Genomic DNA, 21,173 nt, shown 5'->3' on the forward strand with positions numbered 1-21,173 from the left:
AGGCACAGTCATGACCCTAGACAGCTGGACCGACGACTCCAGGCGTGTCCAGGTCAACCGCGGCTTCCGGGTCGGCTTCAACTCGACCCTGGGGCCTTACAAAGGCGGACTGCGCTTCCACCGCGACGTCACCCTCGGCACGATCAAGTTCTGGCCTTCGAACAAATATTCAAAAACGCCCTCACCGGCCTCGGCATCGGTGCGGGTAAAGGCGGATCCGATTTCGACCCGACCGGCCGCAGCGATACCGAGATCATGAGCTTCTGCCAGGCATTCATGACCGAACTCCACCGGCACATCGGTCCCGCCACCGACGTACCCGCCGGCGACATCGGCGTCGGCTCACGCGAGATCGGCTACTTGTTCGGTCAGTACAAGCGGCTGACCAATCGCTACGACTCCGGCACGCTGACGGGCAAGGACCCCTTGCTCGGTGGGATCCCCGCGCGCCCGGAAGCAACCGGGTACGGCACCGTGTACTTCCTTCAGGCGATGCTGGCGGCCAGAGGAGAGTCCCTCGACGGCTACACGGCCGTCGTGTCCGGATCCGGGAACGTCGCCTTTCACGCGATCGCCGAACTCTGCGAACTCGGTGCGGTACCCGTCGTGTGCTCGGACTCGGGTGGCTATGTCCACGACCCGGCCGGGATCGACCTCGAGGTGCTCCGAGACCTCAATGTCACCCGCCGCGAACGGTTGTCCGCCTACCCGGAACACGTTCCGTCCGCGCGTTTCTTCCCCGGCGAGTCCCCTTGGGACGTGCCTTGCGACGTCGCTCTTCCCTGCGCCACCCAGAACGAACTCGGCGAACAGGACGCGCTCAGACTGGTCAAGAACGACGTGCGAGCGGTCGCCGAGGGCGCCAACATGCCCTGCACTCCTGCCGCCGTGCAGATCTTCCGCGAAGCGGGCGTCGCGGTGGCGCCGGGCAAGGCAGCCAACGCGGGCGGAGTGGCCACCTCCGCCCTGGAGATGAGGCAGAACGCGGCACGCGACCGCTGGACCTTCGACCAGACGGACCGGACTCTCCGGAAGGTCATGGAAGACATCCACACCGAATGCCTCAGCACCGACGACGAACACGGGCTGCCTGGCGACTACGTCGTCGGCGCCAACATCGCCGGATTCCGCACCGTCGTCGCCGCGATGGAGGCGAACGGTTACATCTGAAACCGTCAGTAGGATTTATCAACGGCCATGGATCATAGAACCATTCAAGGAGTTCCCCGCATGTCCGACACCACCATGTCCGAGGCCGCCACCGTGGTCAGGCGGTTCTACGACACACTGAGCACCGGCGACCTGACCGTCGTCGACGAAGTGCTCGCCTCCGGCTGGGAGGCCGTGCCCGCGCTGAGCGCCGACGGCCCCGAGGGCTGGAAGGCCACCGTCGCCTACCTGCGCGCGGCGCTCAGCGACCTCGAACTCGTCATCGAGGACGTCGTCGTGGACGGTGACCGGGTCGCCGTGAGCAGCACGTGCCGCGGGGTCCACACCGGCGAACTGCTGGGCGTGGCCGGGACCGGGCGCCAGGTCGAATTCTCGGCCATCGATGTCCACCGGCTGGAGCACGGCCGGATCGTGTGGAGCAGGCATCTGGAGGACCACTTCGGTCTCGCTCACCAAATCGGGCTCACCTTCACCCCGACGTCCTGAGCACGGCACTGGCCGGGGAGACCGCGCTGATTCCCTCTGTCGCAAGAGGAATGCTCAAGCTAGGGCTTCACCCATGATCAACCAGGGTCCTACCCCGCCTCTCAGACGTTATCGAGGGGTAAGGCAGAGGTGGGTTTTCACGGTGGAGATGCCGATGAACAGGCACCCGGCGATCTCGGTGTTGTTGAGTCCTCACGCGGCAAGAACGAGGATGTCTCGTTCTCGGCTGGTGAGCCGGGTGAGACGGTGGTCTTGGGAAGGTGCGGGATGGGCGGCAAGGTAATGTCGCATCATCCGGTCGACCACGGTCGGTGCGAGCACACGGTCCCCGCGTAGCACGGCTCGCAGCGCAACGAGCATCTCTTCGCCGGTCGCGTCCTTGAGCAGGAACCCGCTCGCACCCGCCCTTGTCGCGGCGAGGACGTATTTCGTCCACCGCTTCCGTATCGCCGTAACGCTTGCTCAGGTTCACTGCTTCGATCATGAAGCCACCGTGCTGCCAGGCGAAGGCGAAAACATCGGTTCGCGGGCCGGACCTGGTCGTACCCCAGGACGACGGCGTGACGCTGTACTTCGTCGACGCGCAGCGGCGATTGCAGCCTGATGAGCGCAGGAGCGGCAGACTGGGTTCGATCGCCGACGCGCTCGCGCTCCTGTTCAGCGGAGCCGCTCCCGGCCAGGGCCTGCATACCGAAATCGCGCTGTCCGCGCTCCCCCGGGTCACGGTGACGACCGAACTAGGACTCATCCAGCTCAACCTTCCCCTGGCGCGCAGAGAGGTGTCGCCGTTGGGGATCGATCAGATCGTCTGCACCGCGCTCGGCGTCCATGTGCAGGGGGCGGTGCGCGCACGGCGAAAGTGCGGCTCGGATTCACCATCGGGACACCGAAGCGGACACGTCGCGGACATGCCCCTTGATCAAGTGAACGGACCGAGCGGGCACGAGATCGCCACCGACAAAAGCCGCAATCGTCAGGTCGACCGCGGGTGCTCCCGAAGGGCGCGACCCAAACCAGGACGCCAAGCCGGAGAGCAAGGGCGAGACATTGCCGAACCCGAAGAGGAACGTCAGCCCCAACCACCCTGCCACCGTCGTGCTCACCGACACTGTCGGATCGCGTCGCTCCTGTACCAGCATCGTCCGCACAACCTGACGAGGTAGCATTTCAAGGTTGGCGACCAAGCGACAGAACCCGGCATCCCGCGAGCCCGAGACGCGCCCGAGACGCGCCCGAGAGGTCAGAAACAGTCCGATACCTGGCGACACTCCTCGACAGGCGGACACCTCGCGACCAGACGAAAAGGTCTTGTCCAACATCACTCAACACCATCCGACACGCCCAGGTGCCGACTCTTAACCACAGGGTTCGGGGTTCGAGTCCCTGATGGCGCACAGTTCCGATACGAAGCCCACCAACGGTTTTATCCCGAGTTTTTCGGGTGCCGTCGGTGGGCTTTGATCGTTCGTGCAGCCCGAGGGCAGTCGGTGTCACCTCGATCCAGTTACCGACCGCCACCAGCCGTACCCGCGATGACCCGCTGCGCTGCTGGGCCGTGTTCCCCTAAAGCCGAACGACCGCCGCGTTGCCCTCTCCTCTTCCTGCGAGTTACTCCGTTTGAAGTACCCCGTTACCGATGCTCGACCCACCAGCTGATCGCGGTGATGATCAGTCCGCCGCAACCGCTGACGAGCCCCTTCAGCAACGCGAGCGCGATCTCCGCACCTGCCCGCCGCCACGGGCGCTGCGACTGTTCAACCTTCTTTTCAACCATGACCGTTCCTCCTTGGCGTGTGTCGATGCAGGTCAGGCTGCCATCCGAGCTGATGTTGCATCGATTGCAACGTGTTGCGAAATCTGGTGCAACAGCTCGCCAAAGCACAACTGCTGAGGTTTACTTGACAAGTGCCGCATACCTCCGGTCACCTCGGCCCGCTTAAGCCAGACCTTCCCGCCGAGCGAACTGCGCTCGCGGTTGCGCTGCGCGCGCAGTTCGCGATGCTGCTTCCAATGTCCGTGCGTGAATACGCAAAGAAGCAGGCGCTCCAGGCGAGCACGGTTACTCGCTACTTCAACGGTTCGGTACTACCGTCCGAAGACTTCATCAACGACCTCGTCGACGAAGTTCAGCTACGACTCCGTGCGCCACAACTTGGGCAATCCCAAGAGCTGTTGAGCCTGTTGTACGCCGCTCAAGATGCTCAGAGCGGAACATGGGGACACGCGAAGCGCTTACAGAAGCAGGCGGCGGCTCTACGAGATCGCCTCGAGTCCCTCGAGCTGAGCCGCCAGGAGCTACTCGAAGAAAACCGCAAGCTCAGAAACGGTCAGTACTCGGCGAGTGAGTCCATACGTCAGCAGCTGCGGGTAGCGCAGAATCGGATCGCCGAACTCGAACTCGAACGCACTGTCCTCCTTGCGCGTCTTAACGGCTCGGCCACTGCCCACCAACCTGAAACACAGGCGACCTACGGAGGGTATTGGCGCTTCTACCGAGACTCCCTGCAGGCCCAAGGCTGGTCCGCTCAGGCGATCGCCACTGCCGATTCGGTCGCCACTTCGGTCCTCATGCGATTAGCAACACCTTCCACAATCACACCTGATCACCGCAGTGGCCTGGTGATCGGCCAACCGGGGAGCGGCCGAACGACCGCCGCTGTCGGCCTCATCGCGAAGGCTATCGACGCGGGATACCGCTTGGTAATCGTACTAGGCGGCAACCAGAACGCACTCCGTCGCCAGGTACAGGAACGCCTCGATGAGGCGCTCCCCTCATTGCCAGGCGAGCCCGCAATCATTCGTCTAACCGGCGCAGACCTCGACTACAGCAGGCTGGGCCCGCGTTTGCGCGCACTGGAGTTCGAGAAACAGCGGCCGGACCAGCCACTGAACTCACCGGAGAACCTGAATGGCACCGCGGTACGACTCCTCGTGGTCAAGAAAAATGCCGCGGTACTGCGGAAACTAAACGTCGACCTGAAGGCCGCTGCCTCGTTTGCCGAGGTCCCAACCCTCGTGGTCGACCTGGACACTGATATAGCGCAACCAGGCTCTGCCGTTGGCCGACACGTTCAAAATTTGCTTCACATCCTTCCAAACGCTCAGCATGTTGCCTACTCGTATAGTCCATTTGTCAACCATCTAGCCAGCGACGGGCTCGATTTCATCGTCGAGATGCCCAGACCCGCTGAATACATTGGCCCGAGCACCTTCCGTGACGCTGAACAAGATGTATCGGGCCCAGCCACATCGGGAGAGAGCGCCTTCGTCCGCCGCGTCGACCCGCGGGAGCGTGGACTCGTGGCCTCGATGGACGCGTTCGTGCTGACAGGTGCTATGAAGATTCACCGCGCCTCGCAAGTCGGTGAGGTATTCGCCAGACATATCCTATTCGTGCACGGACCCGCCCGGCTCGACGAGCAAGATGCCCTGCGCTCCCAAGTTGCCGCCCTATGGAAAAGCGCCAACTACGCGAGCACCGAAAGTATCGCCCGGTTACGCGAACTCTACGAAACAGACGTCTTGCCGGTGTCGCAAGTTCGCAGCACTGATGTACAGCTGCCGTCATCCTTCGACGAGCTGGTCCCAGCCATCAAGACAGCCCTGACTCGCATCGGCGAAGACCCGATCGCCCACAAACTGGGTACCGGCGCGGACCACCTTTGGAAAATCTTCGTTTCCAATGCCCGTTCAGCAAGTGAATCCGCCAGCGAAGGACTGACAATCCTGCACCTTCACCACTGCTCTGGAATAGCCACCATGCTCAAGCTATCGGACATCTGGTTTGGCTTCCGGCCACACTATACAGATCTAGTTCGCCTTTACATTCCTATGCCAAGCCGGCCTGACCACGATCTCTATGCCGATCTTTCCAACCTTTGGCAAGCATCAGAAGAATTTCGCACCGAAATAGGCGCCCTGACCAATTCCATCTCTCTCAAGACAAAAGAATCAGCCACACAAGGGGACAACGACACAATATTCCCCGACGACAAAATCCGCGAATAACAATCGAAGAGCAGGCAACATGAAGATCTACCGCAGGAGTTTCCCGCCTGCTCCGTAGCCGGAAAGTGACGGCGGCCCAACATGGTGGACGGAATCACGGAGCCGCGCCGCCATATCTGTCGTCCTCGCGTTACCGGTGGCCTCGCCGGGGCGGTCCTGGACGTTCCGGCTTCAAAGTCGAGTCGGGGTTGTAATCGCGGATACGGTCGGGATACGCCGTGATGACGCTGTTGTCGTCCTTGACGACGATCTTCAGGTGATCCAGGTCCTTCTGTTCGCGGACCCAGTCACCGCCGTCCTTCTTGTAGACCACGTCGCCGAACCACTGCTCGGTGTTCTTGTCCCAGGTGTCCCGCTTGACCGAGCCGTCGGGATGCCGATCGGGGACGCGTTCGTCGATGTAGCCGATCTTCTTGTTCATCGGAATGGTGTAGGCGGTGACCCCGCCGGACTGATGCTCGACGATGGTGCCCTTGTCGTTCCGCTTGGCCCATCCCTGGTCGATGATCTTCGAGATCTTCTTGTCGTCCCAGGGATTCCCGCCCTTCGTCCCGAAGACGCCGTGGTCGGCCTTGGTACCGGGATAGTTGTCCGCGTGGAGCTTGACGTGCTCGAAGCGGTTGCGCTCGCCGCGTTTGCCGTTCTGGGCCATCTGGTCGTACCGCAGACCGCCCACGGAGTTCTTGGCCTTGTCCTTGCCGCCCTTGCCGCCCTTGTCCGGGCGCAGGCCTCCGGTGCGGCAAGGCCCGACGAGTCCGAACGGGTCGCTCCAGAGCAGCGGGTTGGGCACGTAGGCGTGGGTGTTCAGGCCCCCGGTCAGCCCCAGCGGGTCGGCGCTGAGGTACCGGGCGGTCCGCGGGTCGTAGTACCGGTGGCGGTTGTAGTGCAGACCGGTCTCGGCGTCGAGGTACTGCCCGGGGAAACGCAGGGGCGTCGAGGGGCCGGACGTCGTCGCGCGCGGCGCTCCCCACAGGGTTTCGTCGCGGTACCAGGCGATCCGCCCGGCCTCGTCGACGAGTTCGGACGGCGTCCCGATGAAGTCCGTGACGATCGAGCAGAAGCGTTCGTCGACGCACCGGCCGTCGGCGTAGACGCGGTCGGTCTGCGCGACCGGGGTGTCCTGGCGGCAATCCCACTCCCAGGTCGTGCCCCGCGTCTCGCCGGCGGCCGTGGTCTCGACCTGCTCCGCGAGTACCTCGCCGTCCCAGGCGAAGCGGGTCTCGGCGACGACCACGTCACCGTCCATCCGCTGCTTCGCCACCCGGCGTCCCAGCGCGTCGTAGCGGTACTGCCAGCGCTGCCCGTCCGGCGTCGTGACACCGACGAGCCGGTCCTCCCCGTTCCAGGAGTAGGTCCAGCCCGCCCTGCTCACCAACCGGCCCTGCACGTCGTACCGCTCGGCCACCGGCGCCTGGATGGCCACCGAGTCGGACCGGTCGTAGGCGTAGTGCTCAGCTCCGCCCGGCCGCTGCACGTCCACGACCCGGCCGCCCCGGTCGAACGTGAACTCCTGACGGCCGAGGAGCTGGTCCTGGACCCCGGAGTACACGTCGTCCGGGCGCCAGTCGTAGACGCGCCGCTGCGCCACCGCGCCCGACGTGGTGGTCACGCTCTGGGCGCGCAGCCGGTGCCGCGGGTCCCATTCCTGGGTCAGTTCGGCGGCGCCGAGGCCACGCCAGACCTCCCGGCCCGCCGCGTCGTGCCGGAAGGCGATCGAGTGCCGTCCGGTCACCAGCGTGGCCGGAGCGTCGCAACCGTCGTAATCCCAGCGGCTTTCCGCGCCCGAGGGGGTACGGCGGAAGATCCGGCGGTCGGCGAGGTCGTAGCCGGAGATGACCGTCCGGCCGTCGCAGGTCTCGGCGACGACGCGGCCGAGCTCGTCGTAGGCGATGGTGACCTCGGCGTCCCGGTTGACCGCGCTGACAAGACGGCCGGCGCCGTCGTAGGCGTAACGGCAGACGTCGTCGGCCGTCCGCTTCTCGATGACCTCGCCGCGCAGGTCGTAGACGTACGTGGTGACCTCGCCCGCCGCGTTGGTGCGGGTGATGAGCTGGCCAGCCGCATCGTAGGCGTAGGTGAGGACACGGCCGTCGAAATCCTGTTCGCGAACCGTGCGTCCCTCCGCGTCGTACTCGAAGCGCCAGGTGCGGCCGTCGCCGTTGGTGGCGGCGATCATCCGCAGCTCGGTGTCGTGCTCGACGCGCAGCCGGGAGCCGTCCGGGGCGATCCTGGTGACCGGCTGGTCGAAGGCACCGAAATCGGTACGCGCGACCTCGCCGCGTTCGTCGTGCTCCTCCCGGACGTTGCCCTCCGCGTCGTAGACCCGGCGCTGCGTGGTTCCGTCGGGCGCGACGCGTCGCCAGCCGGCGCCCTCGACCGTCCACTCGTAGCGCGTCGTGCCGCCGATCGGATCGACCTCCTCGGTGACCCGGCCCAGCGCGTCGAAGGTCCGCCGCCAGGTCACGCCGCGCGGATCGGTGACCTCGATCGCCCGGCCGAACCGGTCGGACGCGACCGTCGTGCGGTTGCCGACCTCGTCGACGAGCTCGCGCAGGTTCCCGTCTTCGCCGTAGGTGTAGCGCGTGGTCGAGCCGAGCGGGCCCACACTCGCCGCGAGGCGGCCCGCCTCGTCGTACTCCCGCCGCCAGACCGCCCCGTCCGGCTCCACGAGCGACACGACCCGGCGGTCTTCGTACTCGAACAGGCGCTGCGCACCGTCCGGGAAGGTGTACGCGACCAGGTCGCCGCGCTCGTCGTACTCCCACCGGGTCGTGCGGCCGAGCTCGTCGGTGTGCGCGGTCACGCGGTCGTGGCGGTCCCAGGTGAAGTGGTTGGCGCCGCCGAGCGGGCCGACCTCCTTGACGAGCTGGAAGTCCGCGTTCAGGTGGTATTCGGTGGTGTTGCCCAAGGAATCGGTCGCGGTGTTCACCCGCGCCTCGCGGTCGTAGGTGAAGGTGTAGGCGAGGTGCCCGTCGGCACCCGCGCCCCTGACGCACCGGCTGAGCTCGTCGTAGGTGAATTCGTAGGACCGGCCGTTGCGGTCGGTCCACCGGACGACCCGGCCGAGCCCGTCGTAGTCGTAGCGCAGCGCCTGGCCGGAGGAGTTGGCCACCTCGGTGAGCCGCCTGTCGCGGTCGTAGCGGTAGCGGACCAGCTCCGTGCGGTCGGTCTCCTCGTCCCCGAGCAGGGTGAACGCGGTGACCAGGCCCTCGGTCGTCTCGACCTCGACCCGGGTGCCGCCGGAGTGCCGGATCTCCCGCAGCACGCCCTGGAGGTCGTGGACGAAGTGGATCCGCTGGCCGTCGTTGTCGAAGATCGCGGTCAGCGGCAGTCCCCCGACCCCGTCCGGGGTGAAATACAGCATCCGCTGGAGGTCCGGCTGCTCGATGACGTATCCGCCTTCGGGCGATCGCTTCAGCGGCCAGTACGGCCCCTCGACCGGCAGAACGGCGCCCTCGGCGACCGGGTAGGTCAGCAGCGTGCCGTCCTCGGCCGCGAAACCGACCTCGCCGTCCTCGACCTCCAGCCGCTGGTCCACAGTGGACGCCCACGTCGGGCCGAGCCCGATGCCCGCGCGGTAGGTCGAGAAGTGGCTGCGCCGCAAGGACAACGGAAGTGCGGCGTCGATCTCGACGTCGGTTTCGAGGATCATCATCCGGCCGGTCGTCATGTCGATCGGATCGCCGCTGCCGGGACGGCAGTAGGGCGGGCTGGAGTTCTCTTTGGGATTGGTGTTGTTGTCCTTGATGGAACGCGAACCGCCGCCGTCCGGAACCTTGGTGTTGTTCTTGGCACCGGAAGTCGTCGTGCCCTGGTCCCCCACGGACCCCGCCGGCGGGTCGTTCTTGGTCTCCCCCGGCGGTTTCGTGGAACTATCGCCGTTCTTCGTCGTCGAGTGATCACCCGACGGTTTGGTGGAATCGCCGCCCTTCGGGTTGTCCCCCGACGGAGTCGTGGAATCCCCGCCCTTGTCCCCAGCGGGTTTCTTCGACTTGACGTCGAGGTCCTTGGGCTTGCCCGCCGATTTGACCTTGCCGCCCTTGAGGCCCTTCAACGCCTTGCCCGCGTCGCCGAACAGCGCCCCGGCCTTCTTCAGCAGCGGGACCAGCGCTTTGAGGGCTTTGACCAGTTTGGTGGTGAGCTGGGCGATCTTCGACGCGGTCTTGGCCACGGCGGCGACGACCTGCGGCACCACCCAGGTCATCCCGATCCCGAGCGTGAAAACCACCTGCAACGCCCACGAGATGAGATGCCCGACCAGCTCGGCGATGATGTCGCGGACCAGTGTGCGGACCGCGGCCACCACCTCGCCCGCGGTCTTCACCCCGCTGGCCGCGCCCTCGCACCCCTTCTGCGCGCTGGCGATCAGCGCCGCGGTGTCCTCGGACTGGCCGCGGTAGGCGTCCGCCGCGTCACCCTTCCAGCTCTGCAGATCCTTTTTGACCAGATCCACCAGCTCCGCCGAGACACTCTCCAGTTCCTTGGCGACGTTCGTCCAGGTCTGCGCCTGCGCCGAGATCTCGTCCGCGTTCCCCGTCAGCGCGTTCAGCGCCTCCTTCAACGGGCCGACGTGCTCGATCAGCCAGCCGACCCCGGCCGCGAAGACCGCGCCGATCGGGTCCATCGCCATCGTCAGGGCATCCAGCGCGGTCCCCACCGCGCCCATCGCGACCCCGGCCCAGTCCTTGCTCTCGATCGCCGACTTCAGCCCCGTCGCGCTCTCCAGCAACGGAACGCCGGACACCGCCGTCGTCGAATCCTTCACCGGCGCGACCAGCGGATTGCTCACCCTGCCCCCTTTGAAACGACGATCCGGGGCCGATGACCCTCCGAGCCGGGACCTTAATCGTTCGTGGCGGTCGATCGACGCGAACGAACCGGACCTTGCCCGTTCATTCACTCCGGATTGATCGACAGTGCAGTGGCAGAGATAGCTCGTCGCGATTTTCCTGTAGTTTCAAGGATGTCTTCGGCGGGCTCACGGCGACCGGTGAAAGGACGGCTCATGAAAGTCCTGGTGACAGGCGGAACCGGCTTCATCGGACACCACATCGTGCGGGAACTCCTGGCACGCGGGCACGAGGTCGCGGTGCTGGTCCGCACGCCGCCTGCGAACCTCCCCGACGCTGTGACAGTCCACCTCGGCGACCTCGCCGATCTGTCCGAGGAACGACTCGAAACCGTTGTCACCGGCCACAAGGGCATCATCGTCGCATCGGCCGCCGCCGTCGCCGCACCGCGCGGCGCCGACGTCACCGCGTTCTTCCATGACGCCAACGTCGCCCCGGTCGCCAGGTTGCTCGCCGCCGGCCGCCGGGCGCGGTGCGACCGCGCTGTCATCCTCGGCAGTTTCTACGCGACCCTGCAGCGTGAACAACCGGCACTCCGCCTGGCCGAGCTCAGCCCGTACATCGCCAGCAGGATCGAGCAAGCCGAGCGCGCACGCGCCGCGGTCGACGCGAAGACCTCCGTGGCCGTTCTCGAACTCCCCTACGTCGCGGGTAAGACTCCTGGCAGGCAATCACCTCTCGAGCCCATGCTGCACAGCATGTCCGTCGGTAGCGCGGACATCCTCGCCTACCCGGGCACCACCGCAGTCGTCACCGTCACCCAGGTCGCGCGAGCAGCCGTCGCGGCGCTGGACCGCCGCGCCGACGGGAACTATCCGGTCGCCACCACGAACCTCCCTTGGGCCGACCTCTTCACTCGCCTCGCGACCGCGGCTGGCCGCCCTCCGAAACGCATCTGGAAGCTTCCCTCGAGCGTCATCGAACTTCTGCTCCGCAGGGAAGGAATCCGCCACCGCCGCCAGGGATTCACCCTCGGTTTCCACCCGGCACAATGGAGTGCCCTGCACGCCAACGCCATGGTCCTCGACCCGGACATCTCGCGCACCGCACTCGGCGTCGAGCCCGACGACCTCGACAGAGCCCTCCGAGACACCGTTCCGGCATCCTGAGCCGCCCGGGGCACCGATCGCGGCGGATCGGCGCCCCGGCGATCCGCTTCTACGCTTCGGGGTTGTACTGCCAGCCACTCCGGTAGCAGGTGTCCCAGCCCGCGTCGTCGACGCAGACCACGACGCGGACCCGGCTGAGCTTCGTGCCCGAGTTGTACTTCAGGTTGTTCCAGTGGTTCGTGGTGCCGCATCCGTTCTCGTTCCAGCGATACGGCGTCGGGTCGATGGTCCCCATGCCCAGGTCGGCCTCGAAGAACACGTAGACCGGGTTGCCGTCGCATTTCGTGTCCCGCACGGCCATGTTGATGTTCTTCATCCCGCTGAGCGTCCAGGTCCAGTTGGCCGAGCCGTAGACCTCGCTCCCGGATCCGGTGCCCGCGCCCGTCGACGCCGAGGCGGTGCCGGTGAACGCCAGCGTCGCCGCCGACACCACCACGGTCGCCGTGACCGCCCGCCGCAGGTTCCTGCTCAGAAGACCCTTCATGTTCCCCTCCGATGTGATAAATGAATGACGACTCCTGGGGGAGGCGTCATGCTTCGTATCCACTTCACCGACCGTGACCTGGCCCGTGTCCGCGTCGCAGCGGCACCGGATCCGCTGTGGGAGACGGTGCTGGCGATGCAGAAACTCGCGCTCGACGGCATTCCCGCCTTCGCGCGCTGGCGGCGCCGGGTGCGGGAAGACCTGCGAGAGCGTGACGCCCGGGCGGCGGTGCGGTTCCTGCAGGCGATCGCGCCTCCGGCCCGGTACTTCCCTGATTTCCTCACCCCCGCCGAATCCGCGGACGGGCTGAAGGCGGGGCTGACCGCGCTCCGCGGGACGCCGTCGGATCGGCTCGGGCGCGAAGTCGGGCTGATGGCACAGCACCGCCGTCTGCCCGGATGGACCCACCGGCTGGCGGCGGGTGCGGGCGCGGCGCTCGATCAGGTCGCCGAGGCCCTCGAGACCGCCCACGACACCCTGATCGCTCCACAATGGACAATCGTGCGGACCCAGGTCGACACCGACCGCGCCTTGCGTTCACGCCTAGCCGGCGAGAACGGAACACTCGGCCTGCTCGACTCGCTCCGGCCCGCCTTCCGTTGGGAGGCGCCGGTCCTGACCGCGCGCTACCCCGTCGACCGCGACCTCCACCTTCGCGGTCGCGGCATCCGGCTCGTCCCCTCCTACTTCTGCTGGGACACCCCGGTCGCCCTCGCCGACGACGACCTTCCCCCGGTCCTCGTCTTCCCGGTGTCCCACGAGCACGAACCCGCGCCGCTGCCGAAACACCTGGCGACCTTGCTCGGCCGGACCCGCGCCGCCGTCCTGTACTCGGTGGCGGGCTTCCCCACCAGCGGCGAACTCGCCGACCGGCTCGGGATTTCGGCGGCCGCGGTTTCGCGGCACACCACGGTGCTCCGCGACGCCGGACTCATCACGAGCCGACGCCACGGAGCCGTGGTGCTGCACAACCTCACGCCGGTGGGCGCGGCGCTGCTGGGCTGAACCTTCAGCGCACGATCCGCCACAACGAACAGCTGTCGTCTCCCGCGTCGTCCTCACAGACCCGGAATGACGTCACATCCGGGATCTTGGCGTGGCCGCAGCCGATCTTCGAACCATTGCTGTCGCCGATGGTCAGCTTCGTCCCGCCCTTCTGCTTGTACTCTGCGTAGACGCCGTTGCCGTCCTGCTCCTCGTCGCAGACCCAGGCGGAATCGCTTTGGGAGTCGTACTGCGCGTAGTCGAGTTCCTGCCAGATGGTGTAGCTGGTCGCCGCCTCCGCGGTCGAATTCCCCAGCACCAGCGCCGAGATCATCGCGCCACCGACGAGCATCGCTTTCCGGATCATCGTTCCCCCTCCCCTTGGCCCTTTGCGGGCACGGGAACAGCCTGCCGTCCCTCCCCGCCGACCGGCGAGACTTTTGCGCCAGAGCGGAAAAGTGCAGGCAGAGGGCTCAGCCGGGAGTCCTGGCGAGGACGAGGGACACGAAACCCCAGGTGTCCCGGTAAACACGAAGCCATTCGGTCCGGCGGAGATTCGCCGTCGCGAGTGCTTCGGCACTGTCCGGATCGCCGGGACGACCGAGCGCCCAAGAGGCCAGCGACCCCCAGCAGGACCACTCGTAGGCATCCAGTTCCTGGCGCGTGCTGACGTGTCCGTGGACCGGGGTCCATCCGTCGGCGACCACGCGATCCACCGTGGTGGCCAGGTCGGTGCCCTCCCCCAGCATGTCGACGGCTTCCGGCGACGGGGTCCGGTCCCAGAATCCGTCTCCGATCAGGACGCGGCCCCCGGGTGCCAGATGACGGCGGGCCGCGGCCAGAGTGGGGAGCAGGCCGCCGAAAGCGTGCGTGGCCCCGACGCTGATCACCAGGTCGAACCGGGCCGTCGAGGCGAAACTCGCGGCGTCCTGGTGGTGCAGGATCAGACGGTCCGTGACGCCACGATCATGCGCGGCCTGACGGGCTTGGCTCAAGGCATCGTCGGAGACATCCACGCCCTCGGCCAGCAGGCCCGGGCGTGCGGCCAGGGCGCGCACCAGCCATTCCCCGCTGCCACAGCCGAGGTCGATGGCACGTTCGTCGCCGCGGGGAAGTCCCGCGTTCAGCAGGCGATCGACCGAGGCGTCGTCGAGCGGTGACTTGATCGGGTGATCAGTGTGGGCGATCCGGGAGATCTGTTCGCGGTTCAAGTGCGAGGCCTTTCGAGAGGATGGGCGTGCTTGCCGAAATCGGGTTCGACGGCTCGACACTTGTGCGCATGTGCCGCACACCTCCTTCTCTTGTCCGGACCTGGCCGCCCGCACCCTAGTCAGCCGGGAAGCACGTCCACAACGCGTTTTTGGCTGAACCGCAGCATGTTCCCGGACGGATCGAGGAACGCGCAGTCGCGGACGCCCTGGGGCCGGTCGATGGGTTCTTGCATCACTTCGGCGCCGGTGGCCTCGATGTGTTCGAAGGTCGCGTCGCAGTTGTCGGTCGCGAAGGTGAGACTGCCCAGCAGCCGGTCTCCCTCCACGTCCGGCCTCGCGAGGACGATCCGCAGCTCCGGCTGGGACGGCGGGCTGACACTCACCACCTGACCGGCGGCACGGACCTCGAAACCGAGCACGTCACGATAGAAGCCGACCGTCTCGTCCAGGTCGTGAACGGCGAGGGCGCAGCACGAAAGCCTGAGATCCACGCGTCACTCTCCCCCGAGATAGACCATGTCGAGGTCACGGAGCAGGTCCGGATCCGCCAGCAGCTCGATGCCGGTGATCTTCCCGTCGGTGACGGCGAACGAGAAGACGACCTGCGGCCGGCCGCGGCGTGCCCAGACGGCGGCCGGGACACCGTCGACGAGGGCGAGCCGGGCGGCCTCGGCTCGCCCGGAGAAGACGGCCGCCACCGCGTCGGCGCCGCGGGCCTCGGCGGTCGCGCCCATCCGCACGGCCGCCGGGTCGGCGACGAGTACGGCGTTCGCGTCGAGCAGCGAGAGCAGGGCGGCGAAATCCCCGTCACGGGAGGCGGCCAGGAACGCCTCGACGACCTCGCGCTTCCGGGATCTCGCGGCGTCCGACGCGGCGGCCGCGCCCTGGACCCGGCGCCGGGCCCGGCTGGCGAGTTGCCGGGCCGCCGCCGGGGAGCGGTCGATGATCTCGCCGATCTCCCCGAACGACACGGCGAAGATGTCGTGCAGGACGAACGCGAGCCGCTCGGCGGGGCTCAGGGTGTCCAGCACCACCATCAGCGCCACCCCGACCGAGTCGGCCAGCAGCGCGTCGTCCTCGGGACCCGGATGCGGCGCGACAGGCTCGGGCGGCAGCGCCCCGGCGGGCTCCTCGCGCCGGACCTGACGTGCTTCGAGCATGTTCAGGCAGACCCTGGCGACGACGGTGGTCAGCCAGCCGCCCGGGTTCTCCACCTGACCGGTGTCCGCGCGGCTGACCCGCAGCCACGCCTCCTGCACCGCGTCCTCGGCGTCGCCGGTGGAGCGGAGCATCCGGTAGGCCACCGCTCGCAAGCGCTCGTGGTGCTCGGCGAACCGCTCGGTCACCCAGTCCTGTTCGACCATCTGTCACATTCCTCCGTCCGGGCCTGTCATTCCGATTGACCGGCGACGCCACGCCGATGTGACAGCACGAAGGAGACAGGGAATGAAAGCGCACGTCAGCTCGATCCTCCTCGCCGTCGAGGACATGGACCGGGCCAAGCAGTTCTACACCGACGGGCTGGGCTGGAAGATCAAGAACAACTACGGCGTCTCCGTGTTCTTCGAGTCGGACGGAGCGTCGCCCGTCGGCTTCTACCGGCGCGAGGGGCTGGCCGACCAGGTGGGCACGAGCCCGGAAGGCAGCGGTTTCAGCGGGCTGGTGCTCACCTACGTCGTCCGCAGTGAAGCGCGTGTCGACGAGATCATGACCGAAGCCGAGAAGGCGGGCGCCACCGTCCTCAAGCCCGCAGGCGCTCTGCCCTGGGGCGGGTACGGCGGCACCTTCGCCGACCCGGACGGCTACATCTGGAGCCTCGGCTACAGCTCCCAGGGAACAGACCAGCCCTACGCGGAATAGCCGGTCCGGCCCGCCGAGCCCGGCTCAACCGGACTCGGCGGGCCAGGTCCAGGCCATCCCCCGGATGCCGGGTGTCACCGCGCTCGCGAACGCGACCGCCGGGGAGAGCGCCGAGAGCGGCACGTCGGTGACGTCCCGCTCCGGGCCGGAGACGTGGTCCATCCGATAGGAGTGACAGCTCGACGGCATCGCCTCCGGAGCGAAGTGGATCTCCAGGAGGTACTCCGGCGTCGAGTGGCGGAATCGGCGATCGTAGCGATCGTCGGGAACACCGTCGGTGTACTCGAATTCGTACTCGAAGATCGCGGTCTCCCCGGGCGCGAGCATCCGGTTCGACACCAGTTCGCTGACGATGAGCGCCTGCTCGGGAATCACCTCGGTGCGGCCGGGCACGCAGTAGCGCGTCGCCACCAGCCTCGGCGGGCTTCCCGGCGCGCACCCGCGCAGGACCACGACCCTGGTCTGGACCGGCTCGTCGGTGGCACGGACGATCTCGCGCACCCGCTGCCGGGTCAGCGCCCGGTCCGCGCCGACGTGCAGGGACTCGTGCAGGCTCAACAGCACGACGGAAGGTTCGTCCGCCGACTCGAACGAGTGCAGCACGGAAAGCACCGGCTCTCGCGGATCCCAGAGCCGGTCCCAGCCGACGACGCGACGTATCGAGGGACGGTCGCTTTCCGGCCGGTGGAGCAGATCCCGCAACGATGCGGGGGGAAGACCGAGCAGGTCCTCCAGCAGGGCGACGGCTCGCAGCGACTCGGGGCGTTCGGGCCGGGTCCGCCCGGTCCGCCAATAGCTCAGCGTCGTCGTGCTGATCGACACGCCCGCTCTGGCGAGCCGCTCCTTCAGCCTGCCCAGTCCCAGCCCGCTGTGATCGATGGCCCGCGACAAAGCCTTGCTGAAGGGACCGGTGGCGAGCACGCGCACCAGTTCCTCGTCGGCGCGGGCACCCGGGGTGACGGCGAACAGCGACATCGGCTTCTCGACCTCCGCGGTGATCTTGGTCCTCTTTTCAAGAGAAGCGCAATCCGCAGAAAGTACTGTCCTGTTCCGTTGACAGGGATTTCTCTATCCGGCCCACATAATCCCCGGGCGCGAACCTTTCGAAGATGACCGTATTCCGGACAATTCGGAGAAACCATTCCACCGGAACGATTCCCGGCAGGACGACTCCCGATCCTGAAACGTGAACGTTCCGGGCTTTCGGCCGCGACGGCTTGCCGTCCAACGGAAACACTGAGGCGATCCGGCGTTCCGCGTGCCGGCCCCAGGGCGGAACGATCCGCGACTTTCGTCTCCCTACCTAGGACGGTATTCCGTCTCTCGCCTGGTCGGACATCTTTGATCGGCCGGCATCGAGCACCTCTGCCGGATTCCCCATCCCCTCACTCATCCACGACCACCAGGCGGCTTTGCCGCCCGATTGTGAGCAGACATGCGAAAACTGGCTTCAGTCGCTCTCGGGATCCTGGCGGCGGCACTCGCGGTGTCCACGCCCGGAATCGCGAACGCTCAGACGGACTCGGGTGTCCAGCCCTCGATCATCGGAGGGGGCACCGCCACCGAGACCTACAGCTTCATGGTCTCGCTCAGCAACGGCTGCGGCGGCAGCCTCGTCGCGCCCCAGTGGATCGTGACGGCCACCCACTGCGGCAGCGCGTCGCAGGGCCGGATCGGCTCGACGAACAAGAACTCCGGCGGCGAGGTCGGCAGGATCGACCGCCGGGTCAACAAACCCGGCACGGACCTGACCCTCATGCACCTGTCCGCGCCCGTCCGCGCCACCCCGGTCGCGATGGCCACGAGCAACCCGGCGCCGAACACCACCGCACGGCTCCTCGGCTGGGGCTGCACCAGCTGGCCGAGCTGCAGCACACCGACCACGCTGCGCCAGATCGATCTCCGGGTGCTGCCCAGCAGCTCCTGTTATGCCGGCGGTGGCGGCTCCGGTGACGTCTGCATCTCCGGCGACCGCACGCATTCGGCCTGCCACGGCGACTCCGGCGGACCGGCGGTCGTCGGCACCACCGGACGCTGGACCCTGGTCGGGGAGACGCACGGCCCCGGCGACAACGGCGGTGAATGCGCCACCAGCACCCTCTACACCGGCATCGCCCAGCACCTGAGCTGGATCAAGCAGCAGACCGGCGTCTGAGCACCGGAACACGGAGAACCGGCACGCCTCGGCCACCGAGGCGTGCCGGTTCTTTTTCGTCCATTTTGGACAATTTCGCGTGACGCAATCCTCCGAAAGAACTGTTCTTTCCCGTTGATCCGTTCGGATCTTCTCGCGGATATCCCGGGACACCTTTCCTGAATACGTTCGAAGTGTCCCTCTCCCCTGCGTTTTCCCGAGGAGTCCCCATGCGTGAAACCACTGGCAGCGTCGCCCGTGCGGTCGCCCTTCTCGCCGGTACCTGTGCCGCGTTCGCCACCCTCGCCGCGGCACCCGCGTCCGCGAGCGCCCCGACCGCTCCCGTCTCGCCCGATGCCTCGCCGGCGATCATCGGTGGCAGCACCGCCCAGAACCCCGGCTACATCGCCCGCTTCAACGGCCACGCCAACGGATACACCTTCTTCTGCACCAGCACGCTGATCAGCTCGCGCTGGGTCCTCACCGCGAAGCACTGCCTGTACGACAACAACGGGCAGCGCCTGAAGGACATCGACCTCTACATCGGGTCCAACAGCGCTTCCGGTGGCGTGCACGCGAAGGCTTCGGCGACCTACCTGTACTCCGGCGGCGACCTCGCGCTGATCAAGCTGAACGCCGACGGCGGGAGCACCTTCGCCCGCCTCGCGAGCAGCAGCTCCGACGCTCAGGAAGGCGACTCCGCCCGCGTGTACGGCTGGGGCGCGACCCAGGCCGACCACGAAGGCGACCACCAGTCGAAGGTGCTCAAGCAGGCGACGGTCCGCATCTCCGACACGAACGCCCAGGACAACTACGGCGGCCCGGCGATCGACGCCGACACCCCGAACGGCGCGGTCGCGGGCGGGGACTCCGGCGGCCCGATGATCGACGACGGCGTCCAGGTCGGCGTGTGCTCGACCAGCGACCGGTCCAGCACCACCAGCTACGGCAGCGTCGCCGCGGGCCGTGACTGGATCCGCCAGACCAGCGGGGTCTGACCGGCGCGAAGCGGGCCGCCTGCCGATCCACGCCGGCAGGCGGCCCGCTTCGTCGTTCGGCCTAGCGGCGGCTGAGGACGCGCTTCGCCAGCCAACCGGCGTAGACGGCCAGCCCGGCGACACCGGCCTTCCGCGTGGGACGGGCCGCGATCGCCAGTCCGATGGCGAGTTCGGTGGCGCCGTTGCGGTAGGTCCAGTTGCGGACGTCGTCGGCGAAGGCCATCTTCGTCACGGGTTCAAAAGCGGCGGGGGCGGCGAAGTGGGCGAGACCGGTCGCGGCGATGCCGAGGCCGAGGACCTTGCCGGTGCGTGCGGACATGGGTTGCCTTCCTTGTTCAGTCGAGGACGCCTGCGCGTCGCCAGAGCCGTCGGCTCGGGCCGCCGATGAGGCCGATTTCGGTGAAGTACTCGACGGCTTTGGTCGCCCATGACGCCTTGGTGCGGCGCCAGTGCGGGTTCGCGTCGGCGACTTGGCGGGCTTCGCGGGGGTCGAGTCCGACTGAGGTGTACGCCTTGGGGTGCAACAGTTCCGACGTCGCGACGTACGCCATCCCGGCGATCGCCCAGCGGATCAGCTCGCGACCGACCCGCCCATGACGGGCCCAGGCACGCCCCAGTTCGTCCTTGGCGAAGCTGATGTGGCGGGCCTCTTCGATGACGTGGATGCGGGAGATCATCCGGATCATCGGCTGCAGGCTGTCGTCGCGCATCATCTCGCGCTGCATGCCGTCGGCCAGTTCCTCGACGTAGATCGCCCCGGCGAACAGCAGCGCGGGACCGCAGACGGCGCCGAACACCTTGCCCGCCCGGTGCGCCGAGCGGCTCGGGCGCCGGACGACGCCGCCGCTCTTCTCGATCGAGCGGGCGAACATGGTGCTGTGACGGCATTCGTCGGCGATCTCGGTGAGCGCGTATTGGGCGTTGTGCGTCGTCGGGTCGCTGTTGTACACGTGGCGCACGAGGCCCTGCATCAGGATCAGCTCGAACCAGATGCCCGACGCGGCAGCGGCCGCGGCCTCCTGACGGCTCAGCTCACCGCGCTGGTCTTCGTCGAGGCGGTCCCATAACTCGGTGCCGTACAAGGAACATCGCTCCGGCGCCTTGCCGTAGGCGCCGTCGATCAGCGGTGCCTGCCAGTCGACGTCGACGTCCGGGTCGTAGGAAAGCCGCGCGGAGGAGCGTTGCAAGCGCTCGGCGACGCGTTCGCTTTCGGTGTTCGCGGTCATGACGACCTCCTAGGATCGGAGCTTCCCAGCGCGCGCAGGGTGAAGGTGACCAGATGCGGGATCGTGTCCGGGCCGCCGTCCCCGGCCAGCGGGCCGACCAGCGTTTCCGCGCCGGCGCCGACCAGCGCGGCTGCGGTGGCTTCCGCGTCCTGCGGAGGCAGCAATCCCCTCGCGACGCCGTCGGCGATGGCCTTGGCGATGACTTCGCGGAACGCGCGGCGGAACACCAGCCGTTCGGCCTCGACCACGGCGTCGACCGGCTCGGCCAGCAGCGCGTACGCCAGCCTCGGCGCCTTCAAGGCCCGCCCGGCGAAGGTCTCGATCACCGCGACGACGCGCTCACGGACGTCGCCCTGCGCCGCGGCCGCCTCGACACTGGCGACCTCGCGGGAGACGACCTCGCGGAAGACTTCGACGACCAGGTCGGCCTTGGACGGGAACTGCCGGTACACGCTGCCGGTGCCGACGCCCGCCCGCGCCGCGACCGCGGCCATGGAGCAGCCCGCGTAGCCGGTCTCGGCCAGCAGCGCGACGGCCGCGGCCAGGATCTCGCCTCGCTGCGAGTCCAGCCTGGCCTGCGTCTTCTCGGTACGTCGGTACGGCACGCAAGGAGTGAAGCACGGATTCCGCACTTCAGCAATGGGTCGTGTTCA

General features: G+C 67.3%; 19 protein-coding genes and 1 pseudogene. 9 read left to right on the plus strand and 11 right to left on the minus strand.

The window, feature by feature from the left end:
* Nucleotides 1–25: 25 nt before the first annotated feature.
* The 3 genes and pseudogenes from gdhA to IE302_RS14115 form a co-directional block, all read left to right on the plus strand.
* A pseudogene (gene gdhA / locus IE302_RS14105) lies at nucleotides 26–1,170 on the plus strand (NADP-specific glutamate dehydrogenase); the annotation flags it as partial.
* A 60-nt stretch (nucleotides 1,171–1,230) separates the two neighbouring features.
* Nucleotides 1,231–1,656 carry an ester cyclase gene (locus IE302_RS14110; protein ID WP_191254978.1) on the plus strand — a complete coding sequence of 142 codons (426 nt, stop codon included), beginning with the start codon at nucleotides 1,231–1,233 and terminating at the stop codon, nucleotides 1,654–1,656.
* 560 nt (nucleotides 1,657–2,216) lie between these two features.
* Nucleotides 2,217–2,819, plus strand: a complete 603-nt coding sequence (locus tag IE302_RS14115; protein ID WP_191254979.1) for a hypothetical protein — start codon at nucleotides 2,217–2,219, stop codon at nucleotides 2,817–2,819.
* Nucleotides 2,820–3,286: 467 nt separating this feature from the next.
* Here IE302_RS14115 and IE302_RS14120 read toward each other — a convergent pair whose 3' ends face one another.
* The gene (locus tag IE302_RS14120; RefSeq protein WP_191254980.1) at nucleotides 3,287–3,430 is read right to left on the minus strand and encodes a hypothetical protein; all 144 of its coding nucleotides are present in this window, start codon (nucleotides 3,428–3,430) and stop codon (nucleotides 3,287–3,289) included.
* A 131-nt stretch (nucleotides 3,431–3,561) separates the two neighbouring features.
* On the opposite strand from IE302_RS14120, the gene IE302_RS14125 reads away from it, so the two are divergent.
* The gene (locus IE302_RS14125) at nucleotides 3,562–5,664 is read left to right on the plus strand and encodes a Z1 domain-containing protein (protein WP_191254981.1); all 2,103 of its coding nucleotides are present in this window, start codon (nucleotides 3,562–3,564) and stop codon (nucleotides 5,662–5,664) included.
* Nucleotides 5,665–5,794: 130 nt separating this feature from the next.
* Here the strand turns inward: IE302_RS14125 and IE302_RS14130 are convergent, their stop codons facing one another.
* On the minus strand, nucleotides 5,795–10,453 hold the full coding sequence (locus tag IE302_RS14130) for an RHS repeat-associated core domain-containing protein (RefSeq protein ID WP_191254982.1): 4,659 nt from the start codon (nucleotides 10,451–10,453) through the stop codon (nucleotides 5,795–5,797).
* A gap of 216 nt (nucleotides 10,454–10,669) precedes the next feature.
* On the opposite strand from IE302_RS14130, the gene IE302_RS14135 reads away from it, so the two are divergent.
* Nucleotides 10,670–11,623, plus strand: a complete 954-nt coding sequence (locus IE302_RS14135) for an NAD-dependent epimerase/dehydratase family protein (RefSeq protein ID WP_191254983.1) — start codon at nucleotides 10,670–10,672, stop codon at nucleotides 11,621–11,623.
* 49 nt (nucleotides 11,624–11,672) lie between these two features.
* On the opposite strand, the gene IE302_RS14140 is transcribed toward IE302_RS14135, so the two are convergent.
* A complete protein-coding gene (locus IE302_RS14140) occupies nucleotides 11,673–12,107 on the minus strand; it encodes a hypothetical protein (protein WP_191254984.1) in 435 nt (144 codons plus the stop codon).
* Nucleotides 12,108–12,155: 48 nt separating this feature from the next.
* Here IE302_RS14140 and IE302_RS14145 point away from each other — a divergent pair, with 48 nt between their 5' ends.
* Complete coding sequence (locus IE302_RS14145) at nucleotides 12,156–13,112, plus strand: ArsR/SmtB family transcription factor (protein ID WP_191254985.1); 957 nt, start codon at nucleotides 12,156–12,158, stop codon at nucleotides 13,110–13,112.
* A 4-nt stretch (nucleotides 13,113–13,116) separates the two neighbouring features.
* Here the strand turns inward: IE302_RS14145 and IE302_RS14150 are convergent, their stop codons facing one another.
* From IE302_RS14150 to IE302_RS14165, 4 genes are all read right to left on the minus strand, one after another.
* The gene (locus IE302_RS14150; protein WP_191254986.1) at nucleotides 13,117–13,458 is read right to left on the minus strand and encodes a hypothetical protein; all 342 of its coding nucleotides are present in this window, start codon (nucleotides 13,456–13,458) and stop codon (nucleotides 13,117–13,119) included.
* A 106-nt stretch (nucleotides 13,459–13,564) separates the two neighbouring features.
* On the minus strand, nucleotides 13,565–14,302 hold the full coding sequence (locus IE302_RS14155) for an SAM-dependent methyltransferase (RefSeq protein ID WP_191254987.1): 738 nt from the start codon (nucleotides 14,300–14,302) through the stop codon (nucleotides 13,565–13,567).
* Nucleotides 14,303–14,421: 119 nt separating this feature from the next.
* A complete protein-coding gene (locus IE302_RS14160; protein ID WP_191254988.1) occupies nucleotides 14,422–14,793 on the minus strand; it encodes a VOC family protein in 372 nt (123 codons plus the stop codon).
* Nucleotides 14,794–14,796: 3 nt separating this feature from the next.
* Nucleotides 14,797–15,666: a sigma-70 family RNA polymerase sigma factor gene (locus tag IE302_RS14165; RefSeq protein WP_191254989.1), complete on the minus strand. Its 870-nt coding sequence runs from the start codon at nucleotides 15,664–15,666 to the stop codon at nucleotides 14,797–14,799.
* Between the two features lie 82 nt (nucleotides 15,667–15,748).
* Between IE302_RS14165 and IE302_RS14170 the strand changes: the two genes are divergently transcribed.
* The gene (locus IE302_RS14170) at nucleotides 15,749–16,162 is read left to right on the plus strand and encodes a VOC family protein (protein WP_191254990.1); all 414 of its coding nucleotides are present in this window, start codon (nucleotides 15,749–15,751) and stop codon (nucleotides 16,160–16,162) included.
* 24 nt (nucleotides 16,163–16,186) lie between these two features.
* On the opposite strand, the gene IE302_RS14175 is transcribed toward IE302_RS14170, so the two are convergent.
* Nucleotides 16,187–17,137, minus strand: a complete 951-nt coding sequence (locus IE302_RS14175; protein ID WP_191254991.1) for a hypothetical protein — start codon at nucleotides 17,135–17,137, stop codon at nucleotides 16,187–16,189.
* A 460-nt stretch (nucleotides 17,138–17,597) separates the two neighbouring features.
* On the opposite strand from IE302_RS14175, the gene IE302_RS14180 reads away from it, so the two are divergent.
* A complete protein-coding gene (locus IE302_RS14180) occupies nucleotides 17,598–18,317 on the plus strand; it encodes a S1 family peptidase (protein ID WP_191254992.1) in 720 nt (239 codons plus the stop codon).
* 209 nt (nucleotides 18,318–18,526) lie between these two features.
* A complete protein-coding gene (locus IE302_RS14185; protein ID WP_191254993.1) occupies nucleotides 18,527–19,294 on the plus strand; it encodes a S1 family peptidase in 768 nt (255 codons plus the stop codon).
* A 61-nt stretch (nucleotides 19,295–19,355) separates the two neighbouring features.
* Here IE302_RS14185 and IE302_RS14190 read toward each other — a convergent pair whose 3' ends face one another.
* From IE302_RS14190 to IE302_RS14200, 3 genes are read right to left on the minus strand one after another with little or no spacing between them, the layout of a single operon-like run.
* Complete coding sequence (locus IE302_RS14190) at nucleotides 19,356–19,613, minus strand: DoxX-related protein (protein ID WP_191254994.1); 258 nt, start codon at nucleotides 19,611–19,613, stop codon at nucleotides 19,356–19,358.
* A 16-nt stretch (nucleotides 19,614–19,629) separates the two neighbouring features.
* Nucleotides 19,630–20,520, minus strand: coding sequence for an AurF N-oxygenase family protein (locus IE302_RS14195; protein ID WP_191254995.1), 891 nt, complete (start codon nucleotides 20,518–20,520; stop codon nucleotides 19,630–19,632).
* Nucleotides 20,517–21,125 carry a TetR/AcrR family transcriptional regulator gene (locus IE302_RS14200; RefSeq protein ID WP_191254996.1) on the minus strand — a complete coding sequence of 203 codons (609 nt, stop codon included), beginning with the start codon at nucleotides 21,123–21,125 and terminating at the stop codon, nucleotides 20,517–20,519. Before IE302_RS14200 ends, IE302_RS14195 begins: the two co-directional genes overlap by 4 nt.
* Between the last annotated feature and the right edge of the window lie 48 nt (nucleotides 21,126–21,173).

Origin of the sequence: Amycolatopsis oliviviridis (genome assembly GCF_014654365.1) — a bacterium.
Classification (GTDB): Bacteria; Actinomycetota; Actinomycetes; order Mycobacteriales; family Pseudonocardiaceae; genus Amycolatopsis; species Amycolatopsis oliviviridis.

What these genes read in the sequence shown, in the direction of transcription:
- IE302_RS14150 (WP_191254986.1), bottom strand. Translation starts at nt 13,458, where the DNA reads ATGATCCGGAAAGCGATGCTCGTCGGTGGCGCGATGATCTCGGCGCTG.
- IE302_RS14110 (WP_191254978.1), top strand. Translation starts at nt 1,231, where the DNA reads ATGTCCGACACCACCATGTCCGAGGCCGCCACCGTGGTCAGGCGGTTC.
- IE302_RS14135 (WP_191254983.1), top strand. Translation starts at nt 10,670, where the DNA reads ATGAAAGTCCTGGTGACAGGCGGAACCGGCTTCATCGGACACCACATC.
- IE302_RS14190 (WP_191254994.1), bottom strand. Translation starts at nt 19,613, where the DNA reads ATGTCCGCACGCACCGGCAAGGTCCTCGGCCTCGGCATCGCCGCGACC.
- IE302_RS14195 (WP_191254995.1), bottom strand. Translation starts at nt 20,520, where the DNA reads ATGACCGCGAACACCGAAAGCGAACGCGTCGCCGAGCGCTTGCAACGC.
- IE302_RS14120 (WP_191254980.1), bottom strand. Translation starts at nt 3,430, where the DNA reads ATGGTTGAAAAGAAGGTTGAACAGTCGCAGCGCCCGTGGCGGCGGGCA.
- IE302_RS14175 (WP_191254991.1), bottom strand. Translation starts at nt 17,137, where the DNA reads ATGTCGCTGTTCGCCGTCACCCCGGGTGCCCGCGCCGACGAGGAACTG.
- IE302_RS14170 (WP_191254990.1), top strand. Translation starts at nt 15,749, where the DNA reads ATGAAAGCGCACGTCAGCTCGATCCTCCTCGCCGTCGAGGACATGGAC.
- IE302_RS14185 (WP_191254993.1), top strand. Translation starts at nt 18,527, where the DNA reads ATGCGTGAAACCACTGGCAGCGTCGCCCGTGCGGTCGCCCTTCTCGCC.
- IE302_RS14140 (WP_191254984.1), bottom strand. Translation starts at nt 12,107, where the DNA reads ATGAAGGGTCTTCTGAGCAGGAACCTGCGGCGGGCGGTCACGGCGACC.
- IE302_RS14145 (WP_191254985.1), top strand. Translation starts at nt 12,156, where the DNA reads ATGCTTCGTATCCACTTCACCGACCGTGACCTGGCCCGTGTCCGCGTC.
- IE302_RS14180 (WP_191254992.1), top strand. Translation starts at nt 17,598, where the DNA reads ATGCGAAAACTGGCTTCAGTCGCTCTCGGGATCCTGGCGGCGGCACTC.
- IE302_RS14165 (WP_191254989.1), bottom strand. Translation starts at nt 15,666, where the DNA reads ATGGTCGAACAGGACTGGGTGACCGAGCGGTTCGCCGAGCACCACGAG.